Consider the following 23,217-nt stretch of genomic DNA (forward strand, 5'->3'; position numbering starts at 1 on the left):
GCCTCGCCGAGGGCGGACGCTCTTACGCGCCTTGTTGGAGCGTGGGCGTCCACGTAGATTCGTTTCACCCCCGCCGATCGAGATCGATGTAGCGAAGGGGAACCTCGGGGCGTGGTCCCTGGGCACGATATCACCTTAACCGCTTGGGACGAACGTCATGGGTAAGCTCCTGTCTGTCTGCTCGTGGTACTCCACTACGGAGAAGAAGCGAACTCGATCTTGACGCTCTTCCAGTTGGGCGGGTAGGTCTCGTTCTGAGGTCGTAGACGGTTCCCGAAACAACTCCCTCGCACAGCCCATGAAAACCAGCGAACAGCAGTGGTACGACCTTTTTCACGCCAAGGCCACCCGACGCGACTTCCTCCGCGTCGGCGGATCGGTGGCGGGCCTCGTCGCCCTCGGCGGCGTCGGGTGCTCGCGTGGCGACGACGCTCTCCGCCGCACCCCGGTCGATCCCTTCCCGCACGGCATCGCGTCCGGCGATCCCGGACCGGATTCGGTCGTTCTCTGGACCCGCCTGGCGCCGGAAGCGGTCGAGGCGTCGGGCGGTCCTGCCACGGACGTCTCCCTCGCCTACGAGATCGCGTCCTCGGAGAGCTTCTCGAAAATCGTGGCCACCGGTTCGATAGTCGCTCCGGCCGTTCTCGGTCACTCGGCCCACGCCGAGGTCGGCGGCCTGGAACCCGACCGGGAATACTTCTATCGCTGGATCGCGGGGGGCGAGGCGAGCCTGATCGGGCGCACCCGCACCGCGCCGTTGCCGGACGCCGATATCGATCGCTTCCGTTTCGCCTTCGCATCCTGCCAGCAGTACGAACACGGGTTCTACACGGCGTACCGCCACATGGCGGAGGAGAATCTCGATCTGATCGTGCATCTGGGCGATTACATCTACGAAACCTCCTGGGGAAGCGATCTCGTCCGCCATCACGAGGGACCGGAGATCGTCACCCTCGACGACTACCGCGCCCGTTACACTACCTACCGTTCGGACCCCGACCTCCAGGCGGCCCACGCTTCGGCCCCCTGGGTCGTCACCTGGGACGATCACGAGGTGGACAACAACTACGCGGCAGGGATTCCCGAGGACGATCAACCCCTCGACGGCTTCGCCCTGCGCCGCGCCGCTGCCTACCAGGCCTTCTACGAGTTCATGCCGCTGCGCAGATCCGCTATGCCCCTCGGACCGAACATGGGTCTCTACCGGGCGCTCCGGTTCGGTAAGCTTCTCGACATGAGCGTGCTCGACACCCGACAGTACCGTGACGACCAGCCGTGCGGCGATCGCCGAGGCGAGTGCGCCGAGCGACACGCGTCGGGACGCACCCTGCTCGGCGACGAACAGCGGAACTGGCTCCTCGAGCGGATGGCATCGGCCGACGCTACCTGGAACGTGCTCGCGCAACAGATCGTCATGGCCGAAGTGAACAGCGGATCGGACGGCGAGGACTCCTTCTCCATGGACGCCTGGGACGGCTACCCGCACGAGCGCCGGGAGCTGCTGGAAACGATTAAACGGACCGGCACGCCCGGCCCCGTGGTTCTCACCGGCGACACCCACTCGAATTGGGCTTCGGAGCTGAAGACCGACTTCGCCTCGATTTCATCCGCACCGATCGGAACGGAGTTCGCGGGCACGTCGATCAGCTCGGGAGGAAATGGCCGGGAGACGACCTCGTGGGGCGCGGCCGCTCTCTCCAACAACCCTCATATCAAGTTCCACAACGGCCAGCGCGGATACGTCACCGCGACGCTGACTCCCGAGAGCTGGACGAGCGACTATCGGGTGGTGCCTGTGATCACCGAGCCCGACGGTGAGGTCGAAACGAAGGCGAGATTCGTGGTCCGGACCGGAAGTGCGGGGATCGAGAGGGGATAGGTTTCAGGGAGTCAGCCGGTCCAAGCGAAAACGTCGACCGCGGTCCGCGCAGACGAAACGACCTCTTCCTCACCGCATCCGCCCTCCGCGACCGAAGCGGCGCCGACCCGAAGCAGGTCCTCCCGACAGGCTTCGACGTTTGCGGACGGAGCCGCGCCTTCGGTCCACCCGGCACCTTCCACCGACCCGTCTTCCGGACCCGCGTAATCTACGCAACCGGGGACTCGCCAGGGACCACCCTCGACCACGCCCACCGCCGGCACCTCGACGCAGGCGGGTTCGTAGACCCGCACGATCCGTTCGCTCGCCTGCACGATTCGGATGTCGCCCCGGGCGGCCACCAGGTCGTCTATCTTCGGCTGTCGTCGGATCTCCTCGAACTCCCGCTCCGGATATCCCGGCGTCAGCGGCTCCTTCGCCGAATCGGCGGGTCCGCGAATGCGCCAGTGCCCGGTGCTGACCGAGATGTGCGCTCCGAGGGCGGCCAGGGCCCGGTCTCGCCATCCCGGATGAACGTGGATGGTCATGGAATCTCTTGAGGCATAAGCGATCGTCGCCTCATCCGCAGCGGCGGAGGAGGCTATGCGAACCGCCGAGTCGCCCAAAGGAAGAAGCCGGGTGAGAGTTGTCGGCGACCTGACGCCACCATCCTCGCTTCCGCCTCCGTCCCTTTCGCAGGCGGCCAACAGGGGACCGGCAATCCCGGCTCCCAGCCCCAGACGAACGAAGCGTCGCCGGGTAAGGGTCTCTTCCGCCAACGACAAGACCTGCGGCCCCCTCCCGAGCAGCTCTCGACCGACTCCGAACGACCCGGATCGGCATGAACGCTCGCAGGCCACGATTCCCGAGGCTCTGTCCTAACCGATCGGCGGCTCTTCCCCGAAGTGCTCGCCGAACCAGTCGAACATGCGCTGCCAGTGATCCACGAAATCCGCGGCGGTGCTCGCCCGCCCGGCTCCGTGCCCACCTGCGGTGTAGTGGACCCAAACCACCTCCTTGCCCAAGCGGCGGAGGGCGTAATACATCTCTCGCTGGTTCGTCGCCGGCACGTTCCAGTCGCCCTCGCCCGAGAGCATGAGCAGAGGCGTCTCGATGCGGTCCGCGAACATGACCGCCGAATGGTCCACGTACTTGTGCGGCTGCTCCCACAGGGTCGCGCCGATCCGATCCTGCCCGACCTCGGCGGCGGCGTAGTTCCGCGTGGTGATCTTGGGCGAATCTCCCAGGAAGGAGATGATGTTCACCTTGCCCGAGACGTTGGCGGCGGCGGCGAAGCGGTCGGTCTGGGTGATGAGCAGGTTGGTCGCGTATCCGCCGTAGCTCTGCCCGTAGACACCGACCTTTTCCGGATCCACTAGCCCGCGTTCGACGATCTTGTTGATCGCGTTGGGAACCGCCTTGAGCCACGCTTCGCCCGGGTAGCCTTCCTCGAAGCGGACCGAGGGCCTGAACCCGAACCATCCCTGCGAAGTGATCAGGTTCATGTTCTCGTTGAAGCCGTTGTTGAAGAACTGTTCGTAGATCTCCGCGACGAGCGGGTACTTCGTTCCCGGCCGGTAGTTGGCCGGATAGTAGAGGATACCGTAGAGGTTGTTGCCGTCCACGTCCAGGTACTCGACGAGCTCGCTTCTGGTGAGCGAGACCTCGGCGAGCTGCGGATTGGCGTCGGTCAGCCTCATCGGATTCGACCACTCGCCGTCGTTCGCCCAGAGATCGGCGGGACGATCGCCGTCGGACATCGAGTAGACGATAGTGCCGCCGTCGTCCGAGAACCGCCACGACCCGTAGAGATTTTCGTCGAGGACGAGAGTCTCGACCGCGCCGGTCGAGGTGTCGAGTCGCTTGAGGCCGCGTTCCCAGCGATCGGTCGCCGACCAGGTGAAGTAGATGCGACTTCCGTCCGCGCTCCACGCGACCGGGTTTCGGTTCGGACGACCTTTCGAATCTCCGAGGTCGAGCAGGTCGCGCATTGCGTCCGCCTCCAGGTCCAGCAGGTGCCAGGCGTCCTCGGACGAGAGCAGCAGGGAGCCGCCACCCGGACTCCAGCGTTCGACCGAGTAGCGGACGCGGGCGGAGTCGGCCTCGCTCTCCGGATCGTCGTCACCGGCCTCGTCTCCCCTTTCCTCGGCGGGCATACTCCCGTGCGCGGCCGTCACGTCAACCGCCTCGGGCTCGTCCAGCCGCCGTACGAAGACGGAGCCCCTCTCGGTGAAGGCGAACGCGTCTCTCGCCGGGTTCCAGCTGACGCTCGTCCTCTCTTCGCCGGTGGAACGGAGTGACTCGGGCGTCGCGCCCGCGGCCAGATCGAGACGGAAGAGCTCGTACTCGGTCCCGTCGCGGCGCGTGTACGACGTTCGGGTTCTGGTCGTCGTCGAATAGGTGACGTAGGATCCGTCCTCCGAAAACCCGACGCCCTGCGGCGTGTGCTCGGAGACCAGGTCGCGCACCGCCCCGTCCGCGACCGAGACCAGGACGGTCTCTTGGAGGTTCGCCAGATTGCGCACCCGGTCCCAGGCCAGGAAGTCGTTCCGCGAATCCTGCACGATCACCGCTGCGGTGGTCAGTCCCCGGAAGGCCTCGCGCGCTCTTTCCGCCCAGCCCTCCGGCCTGAGGCCGATCAGGAGTTCGGCGCCCTCCGGCGACCAATCCAGCGGTGAAGTCGACGCGACCTCGCGCTCGGTGCCTAGCCCGACCGTCCGCTTCTCGTCTTCGTGCGCGTCATAAATCCGAAGTTTGTAGGGACCGTGCTCGCCTTCAGGGTCGTCCACGATCCGTTCCGAGGCGAAGTAGGCCAGGTAGCGACCGTCGGGGGACCACGAGAAGCCCCTCAGCGGCAGCGGCTCCGGCTCCACCCACCTCTCGTCTCCCGAGGCGGTCTCGATCACGGCCAACCTCGTCCCTGACGACGACACGTATGTGGGGTCGCCGAAACGTCCGTGGTCGGTACCGGTCCGGTCCATCCGACTCCGGTAGGTGACCGCCGCGAAACGCCCGTCGGCGCTCAGCGCGGCTACGCCCGGGCTGCGCACCTCGAGCGCGATCTCCGGAGTGAAGGGTTGCTGCGCCGAGAGGAGCTTCGGTGCGGCCAACGCGAGGAGTAAGACGAGCGCGCCCGGTTTCGCCGATCGAAGAAAGGTTTGTGACGACATCGTGTTCAGTACCGGTTCGAGGGAAGGAGTTGAGCACCCATGATATTATAGGAGTTTGCTCCGCTCCTCGCCGAGAGGTCTCTTCCGCCTGCTCGCGTCAGTTGCGTCCCCCGTGTCCTTGGCGGTTGGAGCGATACGCACGAGATCGGACTCGTGCGTCACTCTTCCGCCGACCGCTCAACGGCACGCATACCGGCGGCGGCGTGTAATTCTTCGGGCGTCAGGCAGTTTTTCTCGGTCCACCGGACGTGGAGGCTGTCCGTCCCACACCCTGAATCGTCGTCTTCGACGGTCAGCCCCCTGGTAACCAAGGAACGCTAATGCTGATTTCTCTCGGTACTCGCCTCGTCCTCACACTGCCGGTCCTCCTGGCCGCTCTCTCCGCCTCCGCGGCGGCCGCCCAGGACGTGTCGCCGTCACAGGCCCACGTCGGCCATGTGGCGGACGGCTTCCGCGGCACGCCGGATGGCGTCGGTCTCCTGCCTGCGGCGATGGTCGAGGCGGAGGTGGCCGCTCAGCACGCCGCTCTTGCCGCCGTCGATCCGTCCGACCTGGCTTCGGTCCAGCGCCACGTCGCTCACGTTCAGCACGCCCTCGTCGCCGAGTCCCAGGAGCGCGGACCGGGCAAGGGCTACGGCCTTATTCGGGCTGCGGAAGGCGTGGTCCGTCACATCGAGCTCGCCGCCGGCTCGGAGGGAGCTTCCGACGGTGTCGTGAACCACGCCAACCACGTCGCCACCTCGGCGCGCAACACCTTGGAACGGGCCCGACGCATGATGGAGATAGCCTCTGCGATATCCGAGATCGAGGGCGGAGACGCCACTGAGCTGGTCGCCGAGCTGGCCGAACTCTCTTCGATGCTCATCCCCGGCCACGACGCCGACGGTGACGGACGCATAGGATGGCAGGAGGGCGAGGGCGGGCTGGAACAGGCCCGGATCCATCTCGGACTATTGAAGCGCGGCTAGTCGGTACCGGCTAGCGGATCACGGCCCGGAACGGCCGGACGCGGGTCGGTTTTCCCCCTCGATAGGCGTTCCCAGCCGTGTCTCCACTTCGTCCCACACCTCGCGCATGAACGCCAGATCCTCGCCGCGCAGCTCGACGAACTCGACGAGCTCCTCTTCGGTCACCCCGTTGGCTCCCAGGATCGCCGATCTGGTGGAATCGCTGATCTCCGAGCCCGAAGTCAGCGCGGCCGTCCTGAGTTCGACGTAGGTCGTGACGAAGGTCTCACGATCGACGGTATCCGGGCCGGAGAGCGACCCGCAGGCGGCCAGGGCGAGCGAACCCACGAGCGGGAGCGCGGCTAGGGTTCGGGTCTTCCGTGTTCTGACGCTCTTCAACAGGGGTCCGGGCTCTCGTCCTGAGGTGACTGCGGGTCGGATCTGAATGCTGCGAGCGCGCCCGCGCTGCAGGCGTGCGCCCGTCTGCCTTCACGGCAGACTCTACATGTCAAAGCGGCCGTGGTTCCGCCGCCCTCCCCCGAACTTGCAGGATTCGACCGGGTCCGGATCTTGACTGTCCGATTCGGCGGCGGATTCACCGTCCCTGAGCACGGTGGAGTTCGCTGTCCCGATACGACATTGTAATGTCCCGGGTGGCGAGTGAGATTCCTCGCCTGATGTCCGTCCCCGGAGGTTCGTTCCGTCCCGGACCTCTTGCGGCCGGAGGCGCCCGGCCTCCCAACCTGATTTCAAAACCAAGGAGCTGTGATCATGCTCACTCCCGAACGGCTCACCGTGAAGGCCGGCCAGGCGCTGCAAGCGGCGCAGGCCGAAGCTCGAACGCGCGATTCCGCCTCCGTCGACGGCTTGCATCTCCTTTCGGCGCTCATCGAACAGGAGGGAGGCATCGTGCTTCCCATTCTCAGCAAGCTCGAGGTCAACGCCTCCCTGCTGCGCTCGCGGTTGGCCGACGCCCTCGACTCCCTTCCCAAGGTCCGGGGCGGATCGGATCCGACCCTGTCACGTGATCTCAGGCGCGCGCTCGATCGCGCACTCGCCGTATCCGCCGAACTAGAAGACGAGTATGTCTCCACGGAACACCTCCTTCTCGCCCTCGCCGAAGGCAAGGGAGACGCCGCCCGCATCCTCCAGGGCCTGGGCGCGAAGCCGAGGGAGCTCCGGACGGCGCTGGAGGCCGTGCGCGGTTCGCACCGGGTTCTCGACGACACCCCCGAAGATTCCTTTCGCGCCCTGGAGCGGTACTCCCGGGACCTCACCCGCATCGCTCGCAGCGGCAAGCTCGACCCGGTCATCGGTCGGGACACCGAGATCCGCCGCGTGATTCGGGTCCTCGCGCGTCGCACCAAGAACAACCCGATCCTCATAGGCGAGCCCGGCGTCGGCAAGACCGCCATCGCCGAGGGGCTGGCCCAGCGGATGGTGGCGGGCGACGTTCCCACCACCCTCGCCAACAAGAAGCTGCTCCAGCTCGACATCGCTGCCATGCTCGCCGGCGCAAAATACCGCGGCGAGTTCGAGGAGCGTCTGAAGACGGTGCTGAAGGAGATCACCGAGGCCGAGGGTCGCTACGTCGTCTTCATCGACGAGACCCACACCATCGTGGGGGCGGGAGCGTCCCAGGGCGCGGTCGACGCCGGCAACATGTTCAAGCCCGCCCTCGCTCGCGGAGAGCTGCGCATGCTCGGCGCCACAACGCTCGACGAGTACCGGAACCACATCGAGAAGGACCCCGCCCTCGAGCGCCGCTTCCAGCCGGTCTTCGTGGCCCCGTCTTCGGTCGAAGACGCCATCGCCATCCTGCGCGGGCTCAAGGAGCGTTACCAGATCCACCACGGGGTCCGCATCCGCGACGAGGCGGTGGTTGCCGCCGCCCGGCTCTCCGACCGCTACGTGGGCGGACGCTTCCTGCCGGACAAGGCCATCGACCTCCTAGACGAAGCCGCGAGCCGGCTGCGGATCGAGATCGACTCGCTTCCGCACGAGATCGACGTGATCGAGCGCCGCATCACCCAGCTCGAGATCGAACGTCAGGCCCTCAAGGGCGAGGAAGGGAAGGAGTCCAAGGAGCGATCAGGTGCGATCGAGACCGAGCTCTCCGAACTGCGCGAGTTGAGCCAGAGCCGGAAGGCGGCCTGGCAGGCGGAGAAGAATCTGATCGAGCGCATCCGCGAACTCAGGGCGCGAACCGACGATCTGCGCCTGGAGGCCGAGCGGGCGACGCGCACGGGCGAGCTCAACCGCGTGGCCGAGATACGCTACGGCGAGATCCCTGCGGCCGAAGGCGAAATCGAGTCGCTGACCGTTCGTCTGGACGAGCTCCAGTCGGTGGAATCCTTCCTGCGCGAGGAGGTGAGCGCCGACGACATCGCTGCGGTGGTGGCCGAATGGACAGGCATTCCCGTCACCCGCCTGGTGTCGAGCGAACGCGATCGCCTCGTCGATCTCGAGGTCCATCTCGGGAGTCGCGTGATCGGCCAGCCCGCCGCTCTCGCCGCCGTATCCAACGCGGTGCGACGGGCCCGCGCCGGAATTCAGAATCCGGATCGTCCGGTGGGCTCCTTCATCTTCCTTGGGCCGACCGGGGTGGGCAAGACCGAGACCGCCCGCGCTCTTGCCGACTTCATCTTCGACGACGAACGCGCCATGGTGCGCATCGACATGTCGGAGTACATGGAGAAGCACGCGGTGTCGCGGCTTATCGGAGCGCCGCCCGGGTACGTGGGCTTCGAAGATGGCGGGCAGCTTACCGAGGCGGTCCGGCGCAGGCCGCATGCGGTCATCCTTTTCGACGAGATCGAAAAGGCCCATCCCGAAATCTTCAACGTCCTGCTCCAGCTTCTGGACGACGGCAGACTCACCGACGCCAAGGGACGGGCGGTCGACTTCCGAAACGCGGTGGTCATCATGACCTCCAACATCGGCGGCGACCGCATTCTCCAAGCGGGTGAGCGAGGAACCGTCGAGACCGAGTGGGAAGCGATCGAAAGGGATGTTCGGAGCGGACTCCGCTCCCGCTTCCGACCCGAGTTCCTCAACCGGGTGGACGAGATCGTGGTTTTCCGACCGCTGGGAGTCGAGGCGCTCGCCGAGATAGTCGAGATCCAGCTCGCAAAAGTCGCCGAGCTGGCGCGGAGCGCGGGCATCGAACTCGAGACCACCCCCGAAGCGCGCCGCCGGCTCGCGGTCCGAGGCTTCGATCCCGCCTTCGGAGCGCGTCCCTTGAGGAGGGAGATCCAGCGATCCGTCCAGGATCCGCTCGCCCTCCTCATGCTCGAAAGCGAACTTCCCGAAAACGCGCGCGTCGTCGTCGAAACGGAAGGGGATGCGCTGCGGCTGCGGGTTTCGGGAGAGAAAGAATGAAGCCCGGGCCGCTCCTGGTCGTTCTGCTCTCGACCTGGTTCGCCGGTTGCGCAGCCGCCGGAATCCAAGAGACCGGCACGGAGGCCATGACGCCTGCGGATAGCCGGCCCCCGGCGGCCGGGCCGCGGTCCACCGACCTTCCGCCTTTGGCGGCGGCCCGCACCCTTTCCAGGAGGAGGACGGCCGAGGGCTCCGTGCTTTCCTTCCTCGCCGCGACCAGGGAGCGCGACCTGGCCGTCATGGGAGAGCTCTTCGGAACCCGAGCAGGGTCGATCACCAACCGGGACGGAGATCGTGACGCCCAGGTGCGCATGGAGGCGATGGCTTCCATCCTCACCTTCGAGTCGTGGCACGTCGTCGGCAGCGAGGAGGTCGCCGGGGAGCTCGGCGGCGCCGTCAGATTCCTGATCGACCTGGAGCGGGAGACCGGGACTGTGAACGCCGTGCCCTTCGTAGCCGTGCTGGGAGTCGATCGACGCTGGTACGTGCGCGAGGTGGACCTGGCCCTCGTGATGGCCGGGAGGAGCTAATCCCGTTCGACCAGTTCCACGAGCACGCCACCTGCGCTCCCGGGATGCACGAACGCCACCAGACCGTGGGCTCCCGGCCTCGGCTTCTCGTCGATCAGCCTAACTCCTTTCCGGGTAAGGAGCCCGAGCTCCTTCTCGATGTTCTCCACGCGGAAAGCCACGTGGTGAAGCCCAGGCCCGCGTCTCGCCAGGAAGCGCCCGACCGGCGTATCGGGACCGAGCGGTTCCAGAAGCTCCACGCCACCGACGAAGGCCACCCTGACGCCCTGGTCGGCGATCTCGACGACCGGCTCGGCTCGGTCTCCGACGATCAGCTCCCAGGCTGCGAGCGACTCCGAAATGGAAGGGACCGCGATCCCAACGTGATCCACGGGGCGTTCGACGGGATGAGTCGGGGCGTCTCCGGCCGACGGTTCCGAGCCCGCCCGACCGGCTCCTGGGGCGTCCGAACCTTCACGAATCTCGATCATGGATTAACTTTGTGCCGGCGGTATCGCCCTCGGCCGGATCATCCTTCAGTGGGAGTGCATAGAGATGGCAGGAAACAACGGATTGCTCGAAGTTACCGACGACAACTTCGCGTCGGAAGTAGAGGCGGGAGAAGGTTTGCGCGTGATCGACTTCTGGGCCGAATGGTGCGGCCCGTGTCGAATCATCGGTCCGATCGTCGCGGATCTGGCATCCGACTACTCCGACAAGGGAGTAAAGGTCGGCAAGCTCGATGTCGACGCCAACCAGAGGACCGCATCCCGGTTCAACGTGCTTTCGATCCCGACCATCATCTTTTTCAAGAACGGCGAAGAGGTGGGCCGTCACGTCGGGCTCGCGCCCAAGAAGAACCTGGCGAAGAAGATCGAGAGCTTCCTTTAGCTGCCCGTGGACAAAGCTCCCTGCGGTAGAACGATGACGCACCCGCGCCGGACGTCGCGCTCGGCGTTGCTCTTCGGGCGAACATCGGTGCTTTTCGTCCCCTGTCGCGCCGCGCCCGGATGCCACGTCGCATTCGGCGCTCGCGTGGGTTTCGCCGCAGGCCGCTGAGGTCAACGTTTTTCGCTTGGGGAAGCTCTATCTGGTAGCGACCCCCATCGGCAATCTCCAGGACCTTTCACCAAGGGCGACGGCGACGCTGGCGGGGGCGGACCGTATCTTGGCGGAAGACACGCGCCGTACCCGCGTGCTCGCCCAACATGTCGGGTCTGGAGCACCTGTGACCGCAATCCACGAGCACAACGAACGAGCACGGACCGGCCGCGTGCTCGAGTGGCTGGCTGCGGGAGAGTCGCTGGCCCTGGTCTCGGATGCCGGCACGCCGCTCGTTTCCGATCCGGGCGGGGTGATGGTGAGGGAGGCCATCCGCGCGGGCCACGAGGTGATTCCGATCCCGGGCCCCTCGGCGACGACCACCGCGCTGGCGGCCTCCGGACTCGCGACCGGCCGCTTCCTCTTCCTGGGTTTCGCCCCTCGCAAGGGCAGGGAGCGCCGCGCCTGGCTCCGCCGGGTGCGCGACGCCGAAGAGCCCGTCGTGGTCTTCGAATCGCCGAAGCGGCTCGCAGCGCTGCTCGACGAACTCGCGGGGCTCTGCGGGTCCGACCGGCCGGCGGCGGTCGCCCGCGAACTGACCAAGGTGCACGAGGAGATTCGCCGACACGGCTTGGGCGAACTCGCCGCGCATTTCCGAGAGCATCCGCCTCGGGGCGAGGTGACGGTAGTGGTCGGAGCCGTCGAAGCCGCCACCGGCGAGGTCGCGACCGACAGGGAGATGTCCGAGGAGCTGGCCCGGGCCATGCTCGATGAGGGATTGCCGCCCTCCGGTGTGGCCCGCGTTATCGCCGCCGGCTGCGGCATGAGCAGGAACGCCGCCTACCGGCTTGCCCAGGAGCTTGCGTCCGCCGAGGATCGCTCGGCATGAGGGTCCGGGCACCTTCGCTCGCCCTGGCGGCGCTCGGCGCGTCTTTGCCGATTTCCGCGCCGCCCGTCACGTCCTTGCTCGCAACGCCGTCCGCCGCCGCAACTCTCGCCCTGCGCGCTCCCGAGCATTCGGCCTCGATCCCCACGGGACCGGCGTCCTTGGCCGAACCGGCGATCTCGGCGAACCCGGTGTCCGGCGACACCATCACCATCGCGCGTGTGAGGTACGACGGCGGAGGCGACTGGTACGCCGATCCCACCTCGCTCTCCAACCTTCTCCTGGCCATCCGCACGCGCACCGGTATCCCGGTTTCCAGCCGCGAGACCGTCGTTCGACCTCTCGACCCTGCGCTGAGCGACTCCCCCTATCTCTACATGACGGGTCATGGCGACGTTCGCTTCTCGCCTCAGGAACGGGCGGCCTTGCGCGCCCACCTCGAGGCCGGAGGATTCCTGCACGTCGACGACAATTACGGGCTCGACGAGTCGTTTCGCGAAGAACTCCTTCATATCTTCCCTGAAACCGAGCTCACCGAAATCCCGCCCGACCATCCCGTCTTCCACGCCTTCTACACCTTTCCCGACGGTCTGCCGAAGATCCACGAGCACGACGGAGAACCGCCGCAGGCTTTCGGCATCTTTCTGAATGGCAGGCTCGCGCTCTTTTATTCCTTCGAATCCGATCTCGGAGACGGCTGGGAGGACTCCTCGATCCACGGGGACTCTCCCGAACTCCGGGAAGCCGCTGTTCGTATGGGAGTCAACCTCTTCGTCTACGCTCTGGGTCAGACGGTAAGGAGGCCGTGACCGAGTGTCGCCCGTGAGACCCGCTGCGACCGAACTTCGCAGCCGCGTTCGCGATGTCGGAGCGTACCTGAGCCGAAGGGTGTGGACCGCCTTCGCGTTCTGGCTCGGTTCGGCGGTAGCCGCGGCCCTCGTCGTGGTCTGGTTCGCAGTGGGCGCCGACGGTTGGCGCTCCGGGAGCGACCTACCGGCGCTGGTGGATGCGGGGCTCCTGACGCTGGGGGCGGGTTCGGCGGCCTGGCTCGCTCTGAGAATCAGGCGGTGGCTGAGCGGCCCCGGCCTTTCGGAGGCGCTCGAGGAATCGCTCGAACTTAGAGCGGGCGAACTGCGGGGCGCCCTCGAACTGGGAGATGGGGTGGGACCGCACTGCTCGCCATCCCTGGCCGAAATGGCTTCCAGGAGGATGGTAGCCGCGCTCGAAGACCGAAGTCGGGACGAACTGGTCGGCAAGCTGGGGTCGCGAGTTCGTCTGTGGGCGAAGCGAGGCATCGTTTGCGCCGGCTTCGTCGTCGGACTTCTTTGCGCCCTGACCATTTACGAACCCGTCCGCACGGCCGCCGCCTGGGCCCCGCTCACGAATCCGATCTCGATGCTCCGCGACCCCGAGCTGGAACCGGTGACCATCGAGCCCGGCGATTTCGAGGTGGAACGGGGGGCATCGCTCTCGGTCGTCGTCTCGGCCCCGGGGCGCACAGGGGCTCTGGAGGTCTTCTGGCAGGAGGAAGGCGACATCGCTCGCTCCGCCGTCCTGATACCGGACAGCGATGGTCGTGCCGAGCACCGCTTCAGTGAGATCGCGGCCCCTATCCGCTACCGCGCCAGAGCGAGCGACGGGAGCGAGAGCGAGAGCTACCTGATCGTTCCGGTGGATCCGCTCTTCGTGAATCAGGTGAGCATCGCTATCGACTATCCGCCCCACACCGGACTCGAAGCCGAAGAAGTGGCTGCGGACGTGGGGGAGCTCGTGGTCCCGGCGGGTACGCGCTTCAGCTTCGACGGAAGGGGCAGCAGGGCTTTCGGCCGGGCCGAGCTCGTCGACTCCGGCGGCTCTACGGCCGTCGAGTTGAGCATCGACGGTGCAGGTCTTTCCGGAACCTGGCGACCTTCCGCGACCGGCACATACTCCTGGGCGCTCACCGATGAGAGCGGGACCGACGCCGCATTGACGCCGCCTCCCCTGACGATCACCCTGCTGCCTGATCAGCCGCCTCAGGTCGACATTCCCGTCCCGGGTCGCGATACGGTCGTCTCCCCCGACCTGCGCCAGCTTCTGGTGATCGACGCAGCCGACGATTACGGCCTCGATCGTTTGGAACTGATCGCGTATCGGGTCACGGCGCTGGGCGAAAGAACGGAACCGGTGGTGACTGCAGTAAGCGCGGAAGGGCTGAGAGCGGCCCGAGCGCAGCCGGTCCTCGATTTGCGATCATGGTCGCTCATGCCCAACGACACCGTCAGATACCGGGCTCGGGTGGTGGATCGCTCCCCTGCGGCGCAAATTGCGGAGTCGAGAGAGTACGTGCTGGTGATGCCGGGCTCGGCAGAGATCCACCGAACGGCCGAGGAGATGATCGCCGAGGCCGGCGAAGATCTCGGCGAGCTAGCGGAGAAGGCCGCCGCCGAGGCCCGGAAGAACCGAAATGCGGCCCGGCGGTCCGAAGCCGACACCGGGGAGTTCGACGATAGGGAGGCGCTGCGGCAGTCGCTGGAGGACCAGGAGCGGATCGCCGACGAGATAGAGGCTCTTCGGGAGGACCTGGTCGACCTGGAAGAGCTCATTGGCGAGACCGGAAGCGGCGATCCCGAACTCGACGCCGAACTGGAGGAGCTTCAGGATTTCCTGCGCGAACTCATGCGCAGCGGCGACCTCCAGCAGCGGATGGACGAGGTGGCCGAAACGCTGTCCGCCGAGGACGTTTCCAGCGCCGCCGAGGAACTGGAGTCGCTTGCGGAAGAGCAGGAAGCCCTGCGCGAACGGCTCATGGAGACCGTGGAACGCTTCCGGCGCGCGGCGGTGGATCAGGACTTCCGGGCGACGAGGGAGGAAGCGGCAGAGCTCGCCCGTCTCCAGGAGGCGCTTGCTGATGCCATGCGCGAGGGCGACCGACCGGAAGCGAGGGCCGAGCAGCAGGCCGAGCTCGCCGGGCGGGCGACCGACCTCGAAGCGCGCTTGGAGCGATTGGCCGAGTCGCTCGCCGAGATCGAGGAGGAGCGCGCGGGCGAGAGGGTTCGCGGAGCCGGCGAAGCTCTTGAGAGCGCTCAGGAGCGCATGGATGCCGCCGAGCGGGCGGCGCGGAAATCTGAGACGGAGGAAGCCGCCGCCCAGGCGGAAAAGGCCCGAGAGGAGCTGGAAGAGCTGGTGCGGGAACTCTCCGGCGCGCAGGAGGAAATGGCGGACATGTCCGGCGCGAGAGTGCAGGAGGCCCTCACGGTCGCAGCCGACGACGCGCTCGCGCTCGCTCGGCGGCAGTCCGATCTGCGTCAGGAGATGATCGGCGCCGGCCCCGACCGGATCGCCGGGATGCGGGTGAACGAGGCCGGCGTTCTCGAAGGAGTCGACAATCTGGCCCGCAACCTCCAGTTCGCCTCCCAGGGGACGATCCTGCCCGGTACGGGGGTCTGGGAGCAGCTCGGACTGGCCATCGACGCCATCCGCCGCACCCTGGTCACGATGGAGGTGCGACGGGGCGGTGCGCAGCAGCCCCAGGTCGCTGCCGAAGGCGCCGTGAACGAGCTGAACCAGTTCGCCCTCGTCGCGCAACTGCTGGCGAAACAGCTCGGCGAGTCGGGCAGTTCGAGCCAGGAGATGGCGGATCAGCTCGAAGACCTGGCTCAGCGGCAGGGTGAAATGATGAATCAGGCTGCCGAACTGATGCCGCTCGAACTCGGTGAAGAGGCGATGGCGCAACAGATGCGGAAAATGGCGCAGGGCCAGGAGGCGATATCCGACGATCTCGGTGAACTTGCCGACGCCCCCTCCGCATCCGAGGCCCTCGGCGACTTGGATCGGTTGAGCGAGGAGGCGGCGCAGATAGCGGAGATGCTCGCCCGGGCGGATCGGCTCACAGCTGAGGTCTCCCGCCGTCAGGAGCGTCTCTTCCACCGGCTTCTCGACGCGGGTCGGTCCCTTGAGCGGGAGGAGTATTCGGAAGAACGCGAGTCGGAAGAACCGGAGGAGTACGAACGCGGCACCGTCAATCCGCTCTCCGCCGACCAGATGGGGCTGGCAAGATTTCCGGGGCCGAGCGCGGACGAGCTCTCGGCGCTGCCGCCGGCTTTGCGGGCGCTCGTGCTCGGCTACTTCGAGCGTCTCAACCGGGGTGGCGGCGGAGAGCCCGACCGATGAGAACGTCGGTCGGTTCCCTCTTCCACGCCCTCGCCTCCTTTGCCCTCGCGACATTCCTTGCGCCGGTTCCCGCCGTCGCTCAGGATGCCGCGCCGCCGTCGGTCGCCGAAGTCGACCCGGACGCCTTGCTTGACGAGGCCTTCGAGCTGCTCGTAACCGACGTCGAAGAAGCCCAGTCGGCGTTCATCGCAGCCGCCCGCCTGCTTCCGCCGGAACGGGCCACCGAGGTGGTTCAGCTCGCCAATCTGCTCTTCCGCCTCCCGCCCGAGCCCGGCCGCGTCCTCGCCGCCGCCGAGCTCGCGGCTCGGCAGGGCGGGGGAGCGTCGGCCGCGCAGGCGCTGGCCGCCGCCGACTCGTTTCCCGACCCCACGCGGGCGGTTTTGCTCGCCCACGCGGCGCGCATGGCCGACCGCGCTGACCGGGCGGAACTCGCCGCGAGCTTCCGCGAGCGACTCCTCGAGGAGCTCGCGGAACAGCCCGAAGCGAGCGAGGCGGCGCTCGAGCTGGCCCGCCATCTCGCCCTGCGGCCGGAAGGAGTGGCGCGGGCTGTCGAGGTTCTCGAAGAGCTGATCACGAGCCGTCCCAACGCAGCCGTCACGCCGACGGCGCGAGTCGAGCTCGAGCGGCTGCGTAGGGGCGGCTCGTGACGGGCGGGCGCCGGCCGCTGCTCGCCTTGGTCCTGCAGGCCTTCCTCCTCTCTGCCGGAACCGGCCTGACCGCCCAGCATCTCCTCGTCCCGATGGACCGAGATCAGGCGAATCACCTGCGCGCCTACGGACTGACCTACTGGGTTCTCGAACAGGAGGAGGCGGCGGAGTGGTTCCTCAACTACCGCGGCGGCTCCTTCCTCTTGCCGGACCTTTCATCGGTAAGACGCGAAGCGGCTCTGCGCGGAGTCTCGACCGAGAACGTGGGCGCCGGCGATCTCGCCGTGATCCGCGCCGCCATCGCCGACGGGAACATGGAAGCGATACCGCTCGAACGCGCTCCCGAGGTGGCAATCTACACTCCGCCCAATTCGGTGCCGTGGGGCGACGCCGTGACGATGGTGCTAGAATACGCCGACATACCCTACGCCGAGATCTGGGACTACGAGGTCCTCGACGGGGATCTCTCCGAATACCAGTGGATCCATCTCCACCACGAGGATTTCACCGGGCAGTATTCCAAGTTCTACATCACCTTCGCCGGTTCGCCGTGGCTCCAGGAGGAGGTCGCGCGCAACGAGGAGGTCGCCGCCCGGCTCGGATACCCCGACGTTCCGACGCTGAAGAAGGCGGTCGCTTCCAGGATGCGTGAATACGTGGCGGAGGGTGGTTTCCTCTTCGCCATGTGCGCCGCGACCGAAACCCTCGAGCTCGCTCTCGCCGCCCACGACGTGGACATCGCCGCCGCCTACGCCGACGGCACCGCGGTGGCGCCGGACGCCGACCGCCTCATGGACTGGCAGCGCTCCTTGGCCTTCACGGGCGCGCAGATTCAGACCTCTCCTTCGGTGAACGCCTTCTCCGACATCGACGCCCACCAAGTGAACACCCCATGGCGAAGAGAGCTGGGTTACTTCACCCTTTTCGAATTCTCGGCCAAGTTCGACCCGGTACCCGCCATGCTGACCCAGAACCACGAGGCTGCGGTACCTGATTTCTATGGTCTCACGACGGCCTTCCGGCGCTCTTTGCTGAAACCCGAGGTCGTGGTCCTGGCGGAAGAGGTGCGAGGGGGCGCGCACTGGGCCAAGTACGTCCACGGCAACGTGGGCGAAGGCACCTGGACCTACTACGGCGGCCACGATCCGGAAGATCGGGAGCATCAGATCGGAGACGCGAAGACCGACTTGGCCCTCCATCCCAACTCCGCAGGTTACCGGCTCATCCTCAACAACGTCCTCTTCCCTGCGGCCAGGAAGAAGAAGCACAAGACCTGATGGACGCCGAAGCGCGTCCTCGTCTTAGAAGCGCCGAGCTGGAGGAACTGCTGGGACCCGAGGGGCCGATGGCGTCCCTTTACGCCAGCTGGGAGGACCGACCCACGCAGCGAGAGGTGCTCGCGGAGATCGTGGAGAGATTCAACCGAGGCGGCGTCTCGCTGGTCGAAGCGGGAACCGGAACCGGCAAGTCGCTCGCATATCTGATACCGGCCCTGAGCTGGGCGGACGGGGGGGGAGGGCTTACGGTCGTTTCCACCAATACGATCAACCTCCAGGAACAGCTCGGCACCAAGGACCTGCCGTTGGCCTCGACCCTGATGGAATCCCAGGTGCCCTGGGCCGTCCTCAAGGGCCGCCACAACTACGTGTCCATCAGACGCGCCCGCCTCGCGGTCGACGAACAGACACTGCTTCTGCCGGACGAGAGGAGGGGTCAGCTCGGCGAGGAACTGGCGCGGATCCTCGAATGGAGCCTCGACACCGAAGAAGGCAGCCGCTCCGACCTCGACTTCACGCCCAGCATGGACGCCTGGGAGGAGGTTCGGAGCGACTCGGACATCTGTCTCAACGTCGAATGCGAGTTCTTCAAGCGCTGTCACTATCAGAAGGCTCGCCGCCGCGCGGGGGCCTCCGGGGTGCTCGTGGTGAACCACGCCCTTCTGCTTACCGACGTCGCGGCGCGCATCGACTCCGACAACTGGAAGGGCTCGGCGGTGCTCCCGTCCCATACCAAGCTCATTGTCGACGAGGCCCACAATCTGGAAGACGCCGCCACGTCCCACCTGGGTGTGGAGGTCAGCGGCTTCGGCATGAATCGGACCTTCAACCGACTCGACCGCGGCGGTAAGGGCGTGCTCGGCGCCCTTCACCTCGCCTTGGATGAGGTCGAGTGGGGTGCCATCTTGCGCGAACGGGTCGAAAACAAGATCAGACCCGCCCTCCAGGACGCCCGTTCGGCGACTTCCGGCTTCGTCGACGCGGTAAGGGAGATCTTCGGCCGCGTCCGCCTCGAAGACACTCCGTTCGGAGGAAGCGGCCCGGGCAGGGCTCAGCCCACCCAGATTCGGCTCGGCGGCCGGGGCATCGGGGAGCCGGCCGAACCCGGGACCGAACTCCACCGACGGCTCGTCAGGTTGAGCGAAACATTAGGCTCGCTGGCTCTCGAGCTCGACACCCTCGGAAAACGGATCGTCGATCAACTGGAGGAGAGGAACGCCGAGTTCGACCCTGAGGGCAACGGTTCGCCGTTCCCGTCCGCCGCCCCCCCGGGCCGGCTCGAAGAGCGTCAGCTCGACATTCGCGCTGCCGTGCGCCGCCTGGAGGCATTCGCCGAGGGGTTGGGCGTCGTCTTCGGGCTCGACGAACGCAAAGAGGAATACGTACGCTGGCTCGAGCTGAGAGGGCGCAGTCCGGCGCACCGCTATCCGGTGATGCGGGCGGCCCCGCTCCGTCCGGGCGACCTTCTGGCGAAAACGCTTTTCAGTAAGCTTGACTCGGTCGTCCTCACCTCGGCCACTATGACGACCGGCGGCAGTTTCGCCTACCTGCGAGACCGCCTCGGACTTTCAGAGGACTCGCTCGACAGCCTCGGCGAGGACGCTCCCTCGGTGAACGAGCTCGTCGCGCCGTCTCCTTTCGATTACGAGCGCCAGACCATGATCGGCCTCCCCACCGGACTCCCGTCTCCGAAGTCGAACTCCAGAGCCTTCAACGACAGGACGGCGGCGCTTGTCGCCGAACTGGCCGAGATCACCGGCGGCGGACTCTTCGTCCTCTTCACCGCCTACGTGGCGATGAACCGTGTGGCGGATGCGCTACGCCATCACCCGCGCTGGCGCTTCCCGCTCCTGGTCCAGGGAGAGCGCTCCCGCTCCCGCCTCCTGAGCGACTTCAAGCGAGACGGCGACGCCGTGCTGCTGGGTACCTCCTCGTTCTGGGAGGGAGTCGACGTTCCCGGCGACGCGCTTCGTGCCCTCGTCCTCCAGAAGCTTCCCTTCCCGCGGCCGAACGAACCGGTGACCGAGGCGCGCACGGAGGCGATCGAGGCGGCGGGTGGCAACGGCTTCGTCGAGCTCTTTCTTCCTCAGGCCGCGCTCCGGCTCAAGCAGGGGTTCGGTCGACTCGTGCGCCGAAGGAGCGACAGCGGGGCCGTCCTGATCCTCGACGACCGCATCACTACCAGACGTTACGGCAGCTACCTGGCGGGATCGCTGCCCGAAGCTCCCGCCACCGTCGGTCCGTGGGAACGGGTGCGGCGCGAACTGGAGATGTTCTACGGTAGATGAGCTCCGCGAAACAGAGAGCGGCGCGGTGGCGAGCAGCGCTGCCGCCCGCCGTGCGGCTAAATTGACCTGACTGCGACCACCTTCTTACCGGACCGACGCAATGTTGAAAAAGGTATTCGGCTTCATCGTCGCCATCGTATGGGCGGGTATCGCCTGGATGGCGCTCACCCACGCAGCCGCTGGCCGCGAGGGAGGACACGGGGATCTCGAGCTGTGGTGGACCGTGATCGCGGCGCTGCTGCTGATAGCCGCCGGCGGCGCCGTCATCGGGACGGTCGTCCACATGAGGGAAGGACGTCGCGAGGTGGACGGCTGAGCCTTCCGCCGCCGGGCAAGATCGTCTGCGTCGGACGCAACTACGGGCTGCACGCCAGGGAGCTCGGCCACGATCTTCCCGCCGAACCGCTGATCTTCCTCAAACCCTCCTCGTCTCTAATCGCCGACGGCGAAGAAATAGTCGCCCCCGGCTGGGCGGGCAGAGTGGATTTCGAGGGTGAGATCGGACTCGTAATAGGAGAGGAGGCGAAACACGTCCAGCGTGGCGAGGCTTGGAGCGTCGTAGCCGGCGTGGCCCCGGTGAACGACGTCACCGCCCGCGATCTCCAACGTTCCGACAGCCAGTGGAGCCGGGCGAAGGGCTTCGACACTTTCTGCGCTCTCGGCGAAATGACGCCGCTGGCGGAGGTGGACCGCGCCGAACTGACGGTCACCACGACGGTGAACGGACGGGAACGGCAGCGAGGCTCGATCGGCGAGATGATCTTCTCTCCGCCGGTGGTGATCGAATACGTCACCCGCTTCATGACTCTGGAACCGGGCGACCTCGTCGCCACCGGCACGCCGGCCGGGGTCGGTCCCTTGAGAGACGGCGACATCGTCGAGGTCTCGATCGGCGGTGCGGGATCGGTGACCAACGGAGTCAGAGCGGTGTAGGAAGCTCGGATACCCGGGCGGAACGTTGTCCTGCTCCTCTACCGGGTTACCTTATTGGGGTCAGGGCCCGTAGCTCAGTCGGTTAGAGCAGCCGACTCATAATCGGTAGGTCCCAGGTTCGAGTCCTGGCGGGCCCATCATCCGCTTCCGCGCGACGCGGCATCCGACCGTGCGCTCCGGGAGACGCATTGGAAGGATCGTCGAGTCGATGAACGCAAGCGGTTCCCAGAGCGAGCCGGGCCTTACCCCGAGCGAGACGGGCACGAAGTTCATATACCTCGCCGCAGCGAGCATCGTGGTCGTCATGGGGTTGCGACTGGGGGCTCCAATCCTGCTTCCCACCGTTCTCGCGCTCTTTCTGGCCATACTCAGCCTGCCACTGAAGCTCTGGCTGCATCGTAAGAGGATGCCGCACTGGCTGGCCACCATCGTCACGGTGATCGCGGTCGTAGCGGCGGTGAGCGGGATGATCTTCCTCACGGGCATGTCAGCCTCCGAGCTCCAACGTTCGATCGGCTCGAGCCCGAACGTCTTGGACTCGCCAACCGACGACGGGGGCGTCGCCACCGACGCGGGAGCCCCCGCGATCGGAGCGGTTCCGCCGGAGCGTCTCCTGGTCGCGGACTCTCCGGCGGTCGCGGACGGCAACGGACTGATCGACCGCCTGACCGAACGCCGCGACGAATTCGTCGGCTGGGTCACGCGTGTGCAGGAAGAGTGGAATCTCCCCTTCGAACCGGGCGACGTGCGTACCACGGTCGAGGGGCTGCTCAATCCAACCTGGATGGTGGAATTGGTGGGCGGACTCGTGGGCCGGGCCGCCCAGGTGGTGTCGATGTCGGTACTGATCTTCATCATCATGGCCTTCACTCTGGTCGAGGCGAGCGTGCTGCCGCGCAAGCTTCAACTGGCCTTCGGCGTGGTTCCCGCCGCAGGCGGTCGCGAGATGCGAATCGTGCGGGAGATCCGAACCTATCTCGGGATAAAGTCCGCCGCTTCCGCTATCACCGGGGTCACGATGGGAGCCTTCGCCCACTTCATGGGCCTCGAATTCCCGATCCTTCTCGGCATGATCGCGTTCGTCATGAACTATGTGCCGACAGTCGGATCCATTATCGCGGCAGTTCCGGCTGTGGCGCTGTCGCTCCTCCTCGACGGAAGCATAGGCCACGCACTCACGGTAACGCTCGGGTACGTCGTCGTCAACACCATCATCGGCAGCATCCTCGAACCCAATTTCCTAGGGAGAAGCCTGAACATCTCCACCCTGGCGGTGGTGCTCTCCCTGCTTTTCTGGGGCTGGGTCTGGGGCCCGGTGGGGGCGCTGCTCTCGGTGCCGCTCACGGCGATGCTCAAGATCTGGCTCGAGCACACGCCCGACCTCCGCTGGGCGGCGATCCTCCTCGACAAGGGCGTTCCCGAACCGGAGGAAGAGGGTGGCGGAGCCTATGGCCGAAGCTTGCCGGTCCCGGCGCGAGTCGCCGCGACCGACTCCGATACCGCAGACTCCTGAGCCCGAACATGCCTCAATTCCCGCTCTCCGCTCTGTCTCCCCGATCAAGGCTCTGGGTTTTCCCTTCCGACACCGGGCTGGGCGAGGACGCGGCGTCCGCCCTGCTAGGAGAGGTGGACGCCTTCCTTCCAGAGTGGGCGGCCCACGGACGTGCTCTAAGATCGGGGCGCGAGCTCTACGAGAACCGTTTCCTGGTGGTCGCCGTCGATGAAGACCGCAGTGCGGCTTCGGGCTGCTCGATCGACGCCCTCACCCGCAAGATGCGCGAACTGGGCCGACTGGTCGGTAGTTCGCTCGTGGACCACTCCAAGGTGTGGTACAGGGATGATGCGGGCATCGTTCGCTGCGTGAGCCGGAGCCGCTTCCGGATGCTGGCCGAGTCCGGAGCGATCGGCCCGGAGACCCCGGTCTTCGATACGACCTTCAGCAACCTCGGCGACATGCGGTCGCGCGGACTCGAGCGCCCGGCAGGCAAGAGCTGGCACGCCCGCCTGACTCGCGGAGCCTGGGAAAGAGGCCGATCCGGTACCTGATCAGCGGCCCTTCCGCAGCCCCTTAAATGGCAGAACCGCCCCGAAGCCGAAGCTTCGGAGCGGCTCCAGGTGTACGACCGTG

Annotated in this window: 18 protein-coding genes and 1 tRNA gene; 15 read left to right on the plus strand and 4 right to left on the minus strand. The window is 66.6% G+C overall.

Annotation, left to right across the window (positions count from 1 at the left end; translation table 11 throughout):
• Positions 1-298: 298 nt before the first annotated feature.
• Positions 299-1,879: an alkaline phosphatase D family protein gene (locus tag J4G12_00860; protein MCE2454359.1), complete on the plus strand. Its 1,581-nt coding sequence runs from the start codon at positions 299-301 to the stop codon at positions 1,877-1,879.
• An 11-nt stretch (positions 1,880-1,890) separates the two neighbouring features.
• On the opposite strand, the gene J4G12_00865 is transcribed toward J4G12_00860, so the two are convergent.
• A complete protein-coding gene (locus J4G12_00865) occupies positions 1,891-2,406 on the minus strand; it encodes a hypothetical protein (protein ID MCE2454360.1) in 516 nt (171 codons plus the stop codon).
• 330 nt (positions 2,407-2,736) lie between these two features.
• Positions 2,737-4,968, minus strand: a complete 2,232-nt coding sequence (locus J4G12_00870; protein ID MCE2454361.1) for a prolyl oligopeptidase family serine peptidase — start codon at positions 4,966-4,968, stop codon at positions 2,737-2,739.
• A gap of 380 nt (positions 4,969-5,348) precedes the next feature.
• On the opposite strand from J4G12_00870, the gene J4G12_00875 reads away from it, so the two are divergent.
• A complete protein-coding gene (locus J4G12_00875; protein ID MCE2454362.1) occupies positions 5,349-5,996 on the plus strand; it encodes a hypothetical protein in 648 nt (215 codons plus the stop codon).
• A gap of 18 nt (positions 5,997-6,014) precedes the next feature.
• On the opposite strand, the gene J4G12_00880 is transcribed toward J4G12_00875, so the two are convergent.
• Entirely contained in the window at positions 6,015-6,374 is a 360-nt protein-coding gene (locus tag J4G12_00880) for a hypothetical protein (protein MCE2454363.1), read from the minus strand.
• A gap of 372 nt (positions 6,375-6,746) precedes the next feature.
• Here J4G12_00880 and J4G12_00885 point away from each other — a divergent pair, with 372 nt between their 5' ends.
• Together J4G12_00885 and J4G12_00890 are read left to right on the plus strand one after the other, a co-directional pair.
• A complete protein-coding gene (locus J4G12_00885; protein MCE2454364.1) occupies positions 6,747-9,356 on the plus strand; it encodes an AAA family ATPase in 2,610 nt (869 codons plus the stop codon).
• Positions 9,353-9,886, plus strand: a complete 534-nt coding sequence (locus J4G12_00890; protein ID MCE2454365.1) for a hypothetical protein — start codon at positions 9,353-9,355, stop codon at positions 9,884-9,886. The genes J4G12_00885 and J4G12_00890 overlap by 4 nt, the downstream gene beginning before the upstream one ends.
• Here the strand turns inward: J4G12_00890 and mce are convergent.
• The gene (mce, locus tag J4G12_00895; GenBank protein ID MCE2454366.1) at positions 9,883-10,356 is read right to left on the minus strand and encodes a methylmalonyl-CoA epimerase; all 474 of its coding nucleotides are present in this window, start codon (positions 10,354-10,356) and stop codon (positions 9,883-9,885) included. The genes J4G12_00890 and mce overlap by 4 nt on opposite strands.
• Positions 10,357-10,420: 64 nt before the next feature.
• Between mce and trxA the strand changes: the two genes are divergently transcribed.
• The 11 genes from trxA (at position 10,421) to J4G12_00950 (ending at position 23,135) form a co-directional block, all read left to right on the plus strand.
• Positions 10,421-10,756 carry a thioredoxin gene (gene trxA / locus J4G12_00900; protein ID MCE2454367.1) on the plus strand — a complete coding sequence of 112 codons (336 nt, stop codon included), beginning with the start codon at positions 10,421-10,423 and terminating at the stop codon, positions 10,754-10,756.
• A 184-nt stretch (positions 10,757-10,940) separates the two neighbouring features.
• Positions 10,941-11,795 (plus strand): 16S rRNA (cytidine(1402)-2'-O)-methyltransferase, encoded by an 855-nt coding sequence (gene rsmI / locus J4G12_00905; protein ID MCE2454368.1) that lies wholly within the window; start codon positions 10,941-10,943, stop codon positions 11,793-11,795.
• Positions 11,792-12,601: a DUF4159 domain-containing protein gene (locus J4G12_00910; GenBank protein ID MCE2454369.1), complete on the plus strand. Its 810-nt coding sequence runs from the start codon at positions 11,792-11,794 to the stop codon at positions 12,599-12,601. Before rsmI ends, J4G12_00910 begins: the two co-directional genes overlap by 4 nt.
• Before the next feature lie 13 nt (positions 12,602-12,614).
• Positions 12,615-15,944, plus strand: a complete 3,330-nt coding sequence (locus J4G12_00915) for a hypothetical protein (protein MCE2454370.1) — start codon at positions 12,615-12,617, stop codon at positions 15,942-15,944.
• On the plus strand, positions 15,941-16,591 hold the full coding sequence (locus J4G12_00920; protein MCE2454371.1) for a hypothetical protein: 651 nt from the start codon (positions 15,941-15,943) through the stop codon (positions 16,589-16,591). The genes J4G12_00915 and J4G12_00920 overlap by 4 nt, the downstream gene beginning before the upstream one ends.
• 17 nt (positions 16,592-16,608) lie before the next feature.
• A complete protein-coding gene (locus J4G12_00925; protein ID MCE2454372.1) occupies positions 16,609-17,868 on the plus strand; it encodes an asparagine synthetase B in 1,260 nt (419 codons plus the stop codon).
• Positions 17,868-20,156 carry a hypothetical protein gene (locus J4G12_00930; protein ID MCE2454373.1) on the plus strand — a complete coding sequence of 763 codons (2,289 nt, stop codon included), beginning with the start codon at positions 17,868-17,870 and terminating at the stop codon, positions 20,154-20,156. Before J4G12_00925 ends, J4G12_00930 begins: the two co-directional genes overlap by 1 nt.
• A gap of 138 nt (positions 20,157-20,294) precedes the next feature.
• Positions 20,295-21,089 (plus strand): fumarylacetoacetate hydrolase family protein, encoded by a 795-nt coding sequence (locus J4G12_00935; protein ID MCE2454374.1) that lies wholly within the window; start codon positions 20,295-20,297, stop codon positions 21,087-21,089.
• Positions 21,090-21,152: 63 nt separating this feature from the next.
• Positions 21,153-21,226 (plus strand) — tRNA-Ile (locus J4G12_00940).
• 71 nt (positions 21,227-21,297) lie between these two features.
• Entirely contained in the window at positions 21,298-22,602 is a 1,305-nt protein-coding gene (locus J4G12_00945; GenBank protein ID MCE2454375.1) for an AI-2E family transporter, read from the plus strand.
• A gap of 8 nt (positions 22,603-22,610) precedes the next feature.
• A complete protein-coding gene (locus J4G12_00950) occupies positions 22,611-23,135 on the plus strand; it encodes a hypothetical protein (GenBank protein ID MCE2454376.1) in 525 nt (174 codons plus the stop codon).
• Positions 23,136-23,217: the final 82 nt, after the last annotated feature.

The organism is Gemmatimonadota bacterium (genome assembly GCA_021295815.1).
Taxonomy (GTDB): domain Bacteria; phylum Gemmatimonadota; class Gemmatimonadetes; order Longimicrobiales; family Gaopeijiaceae; genus JAGWBQ01.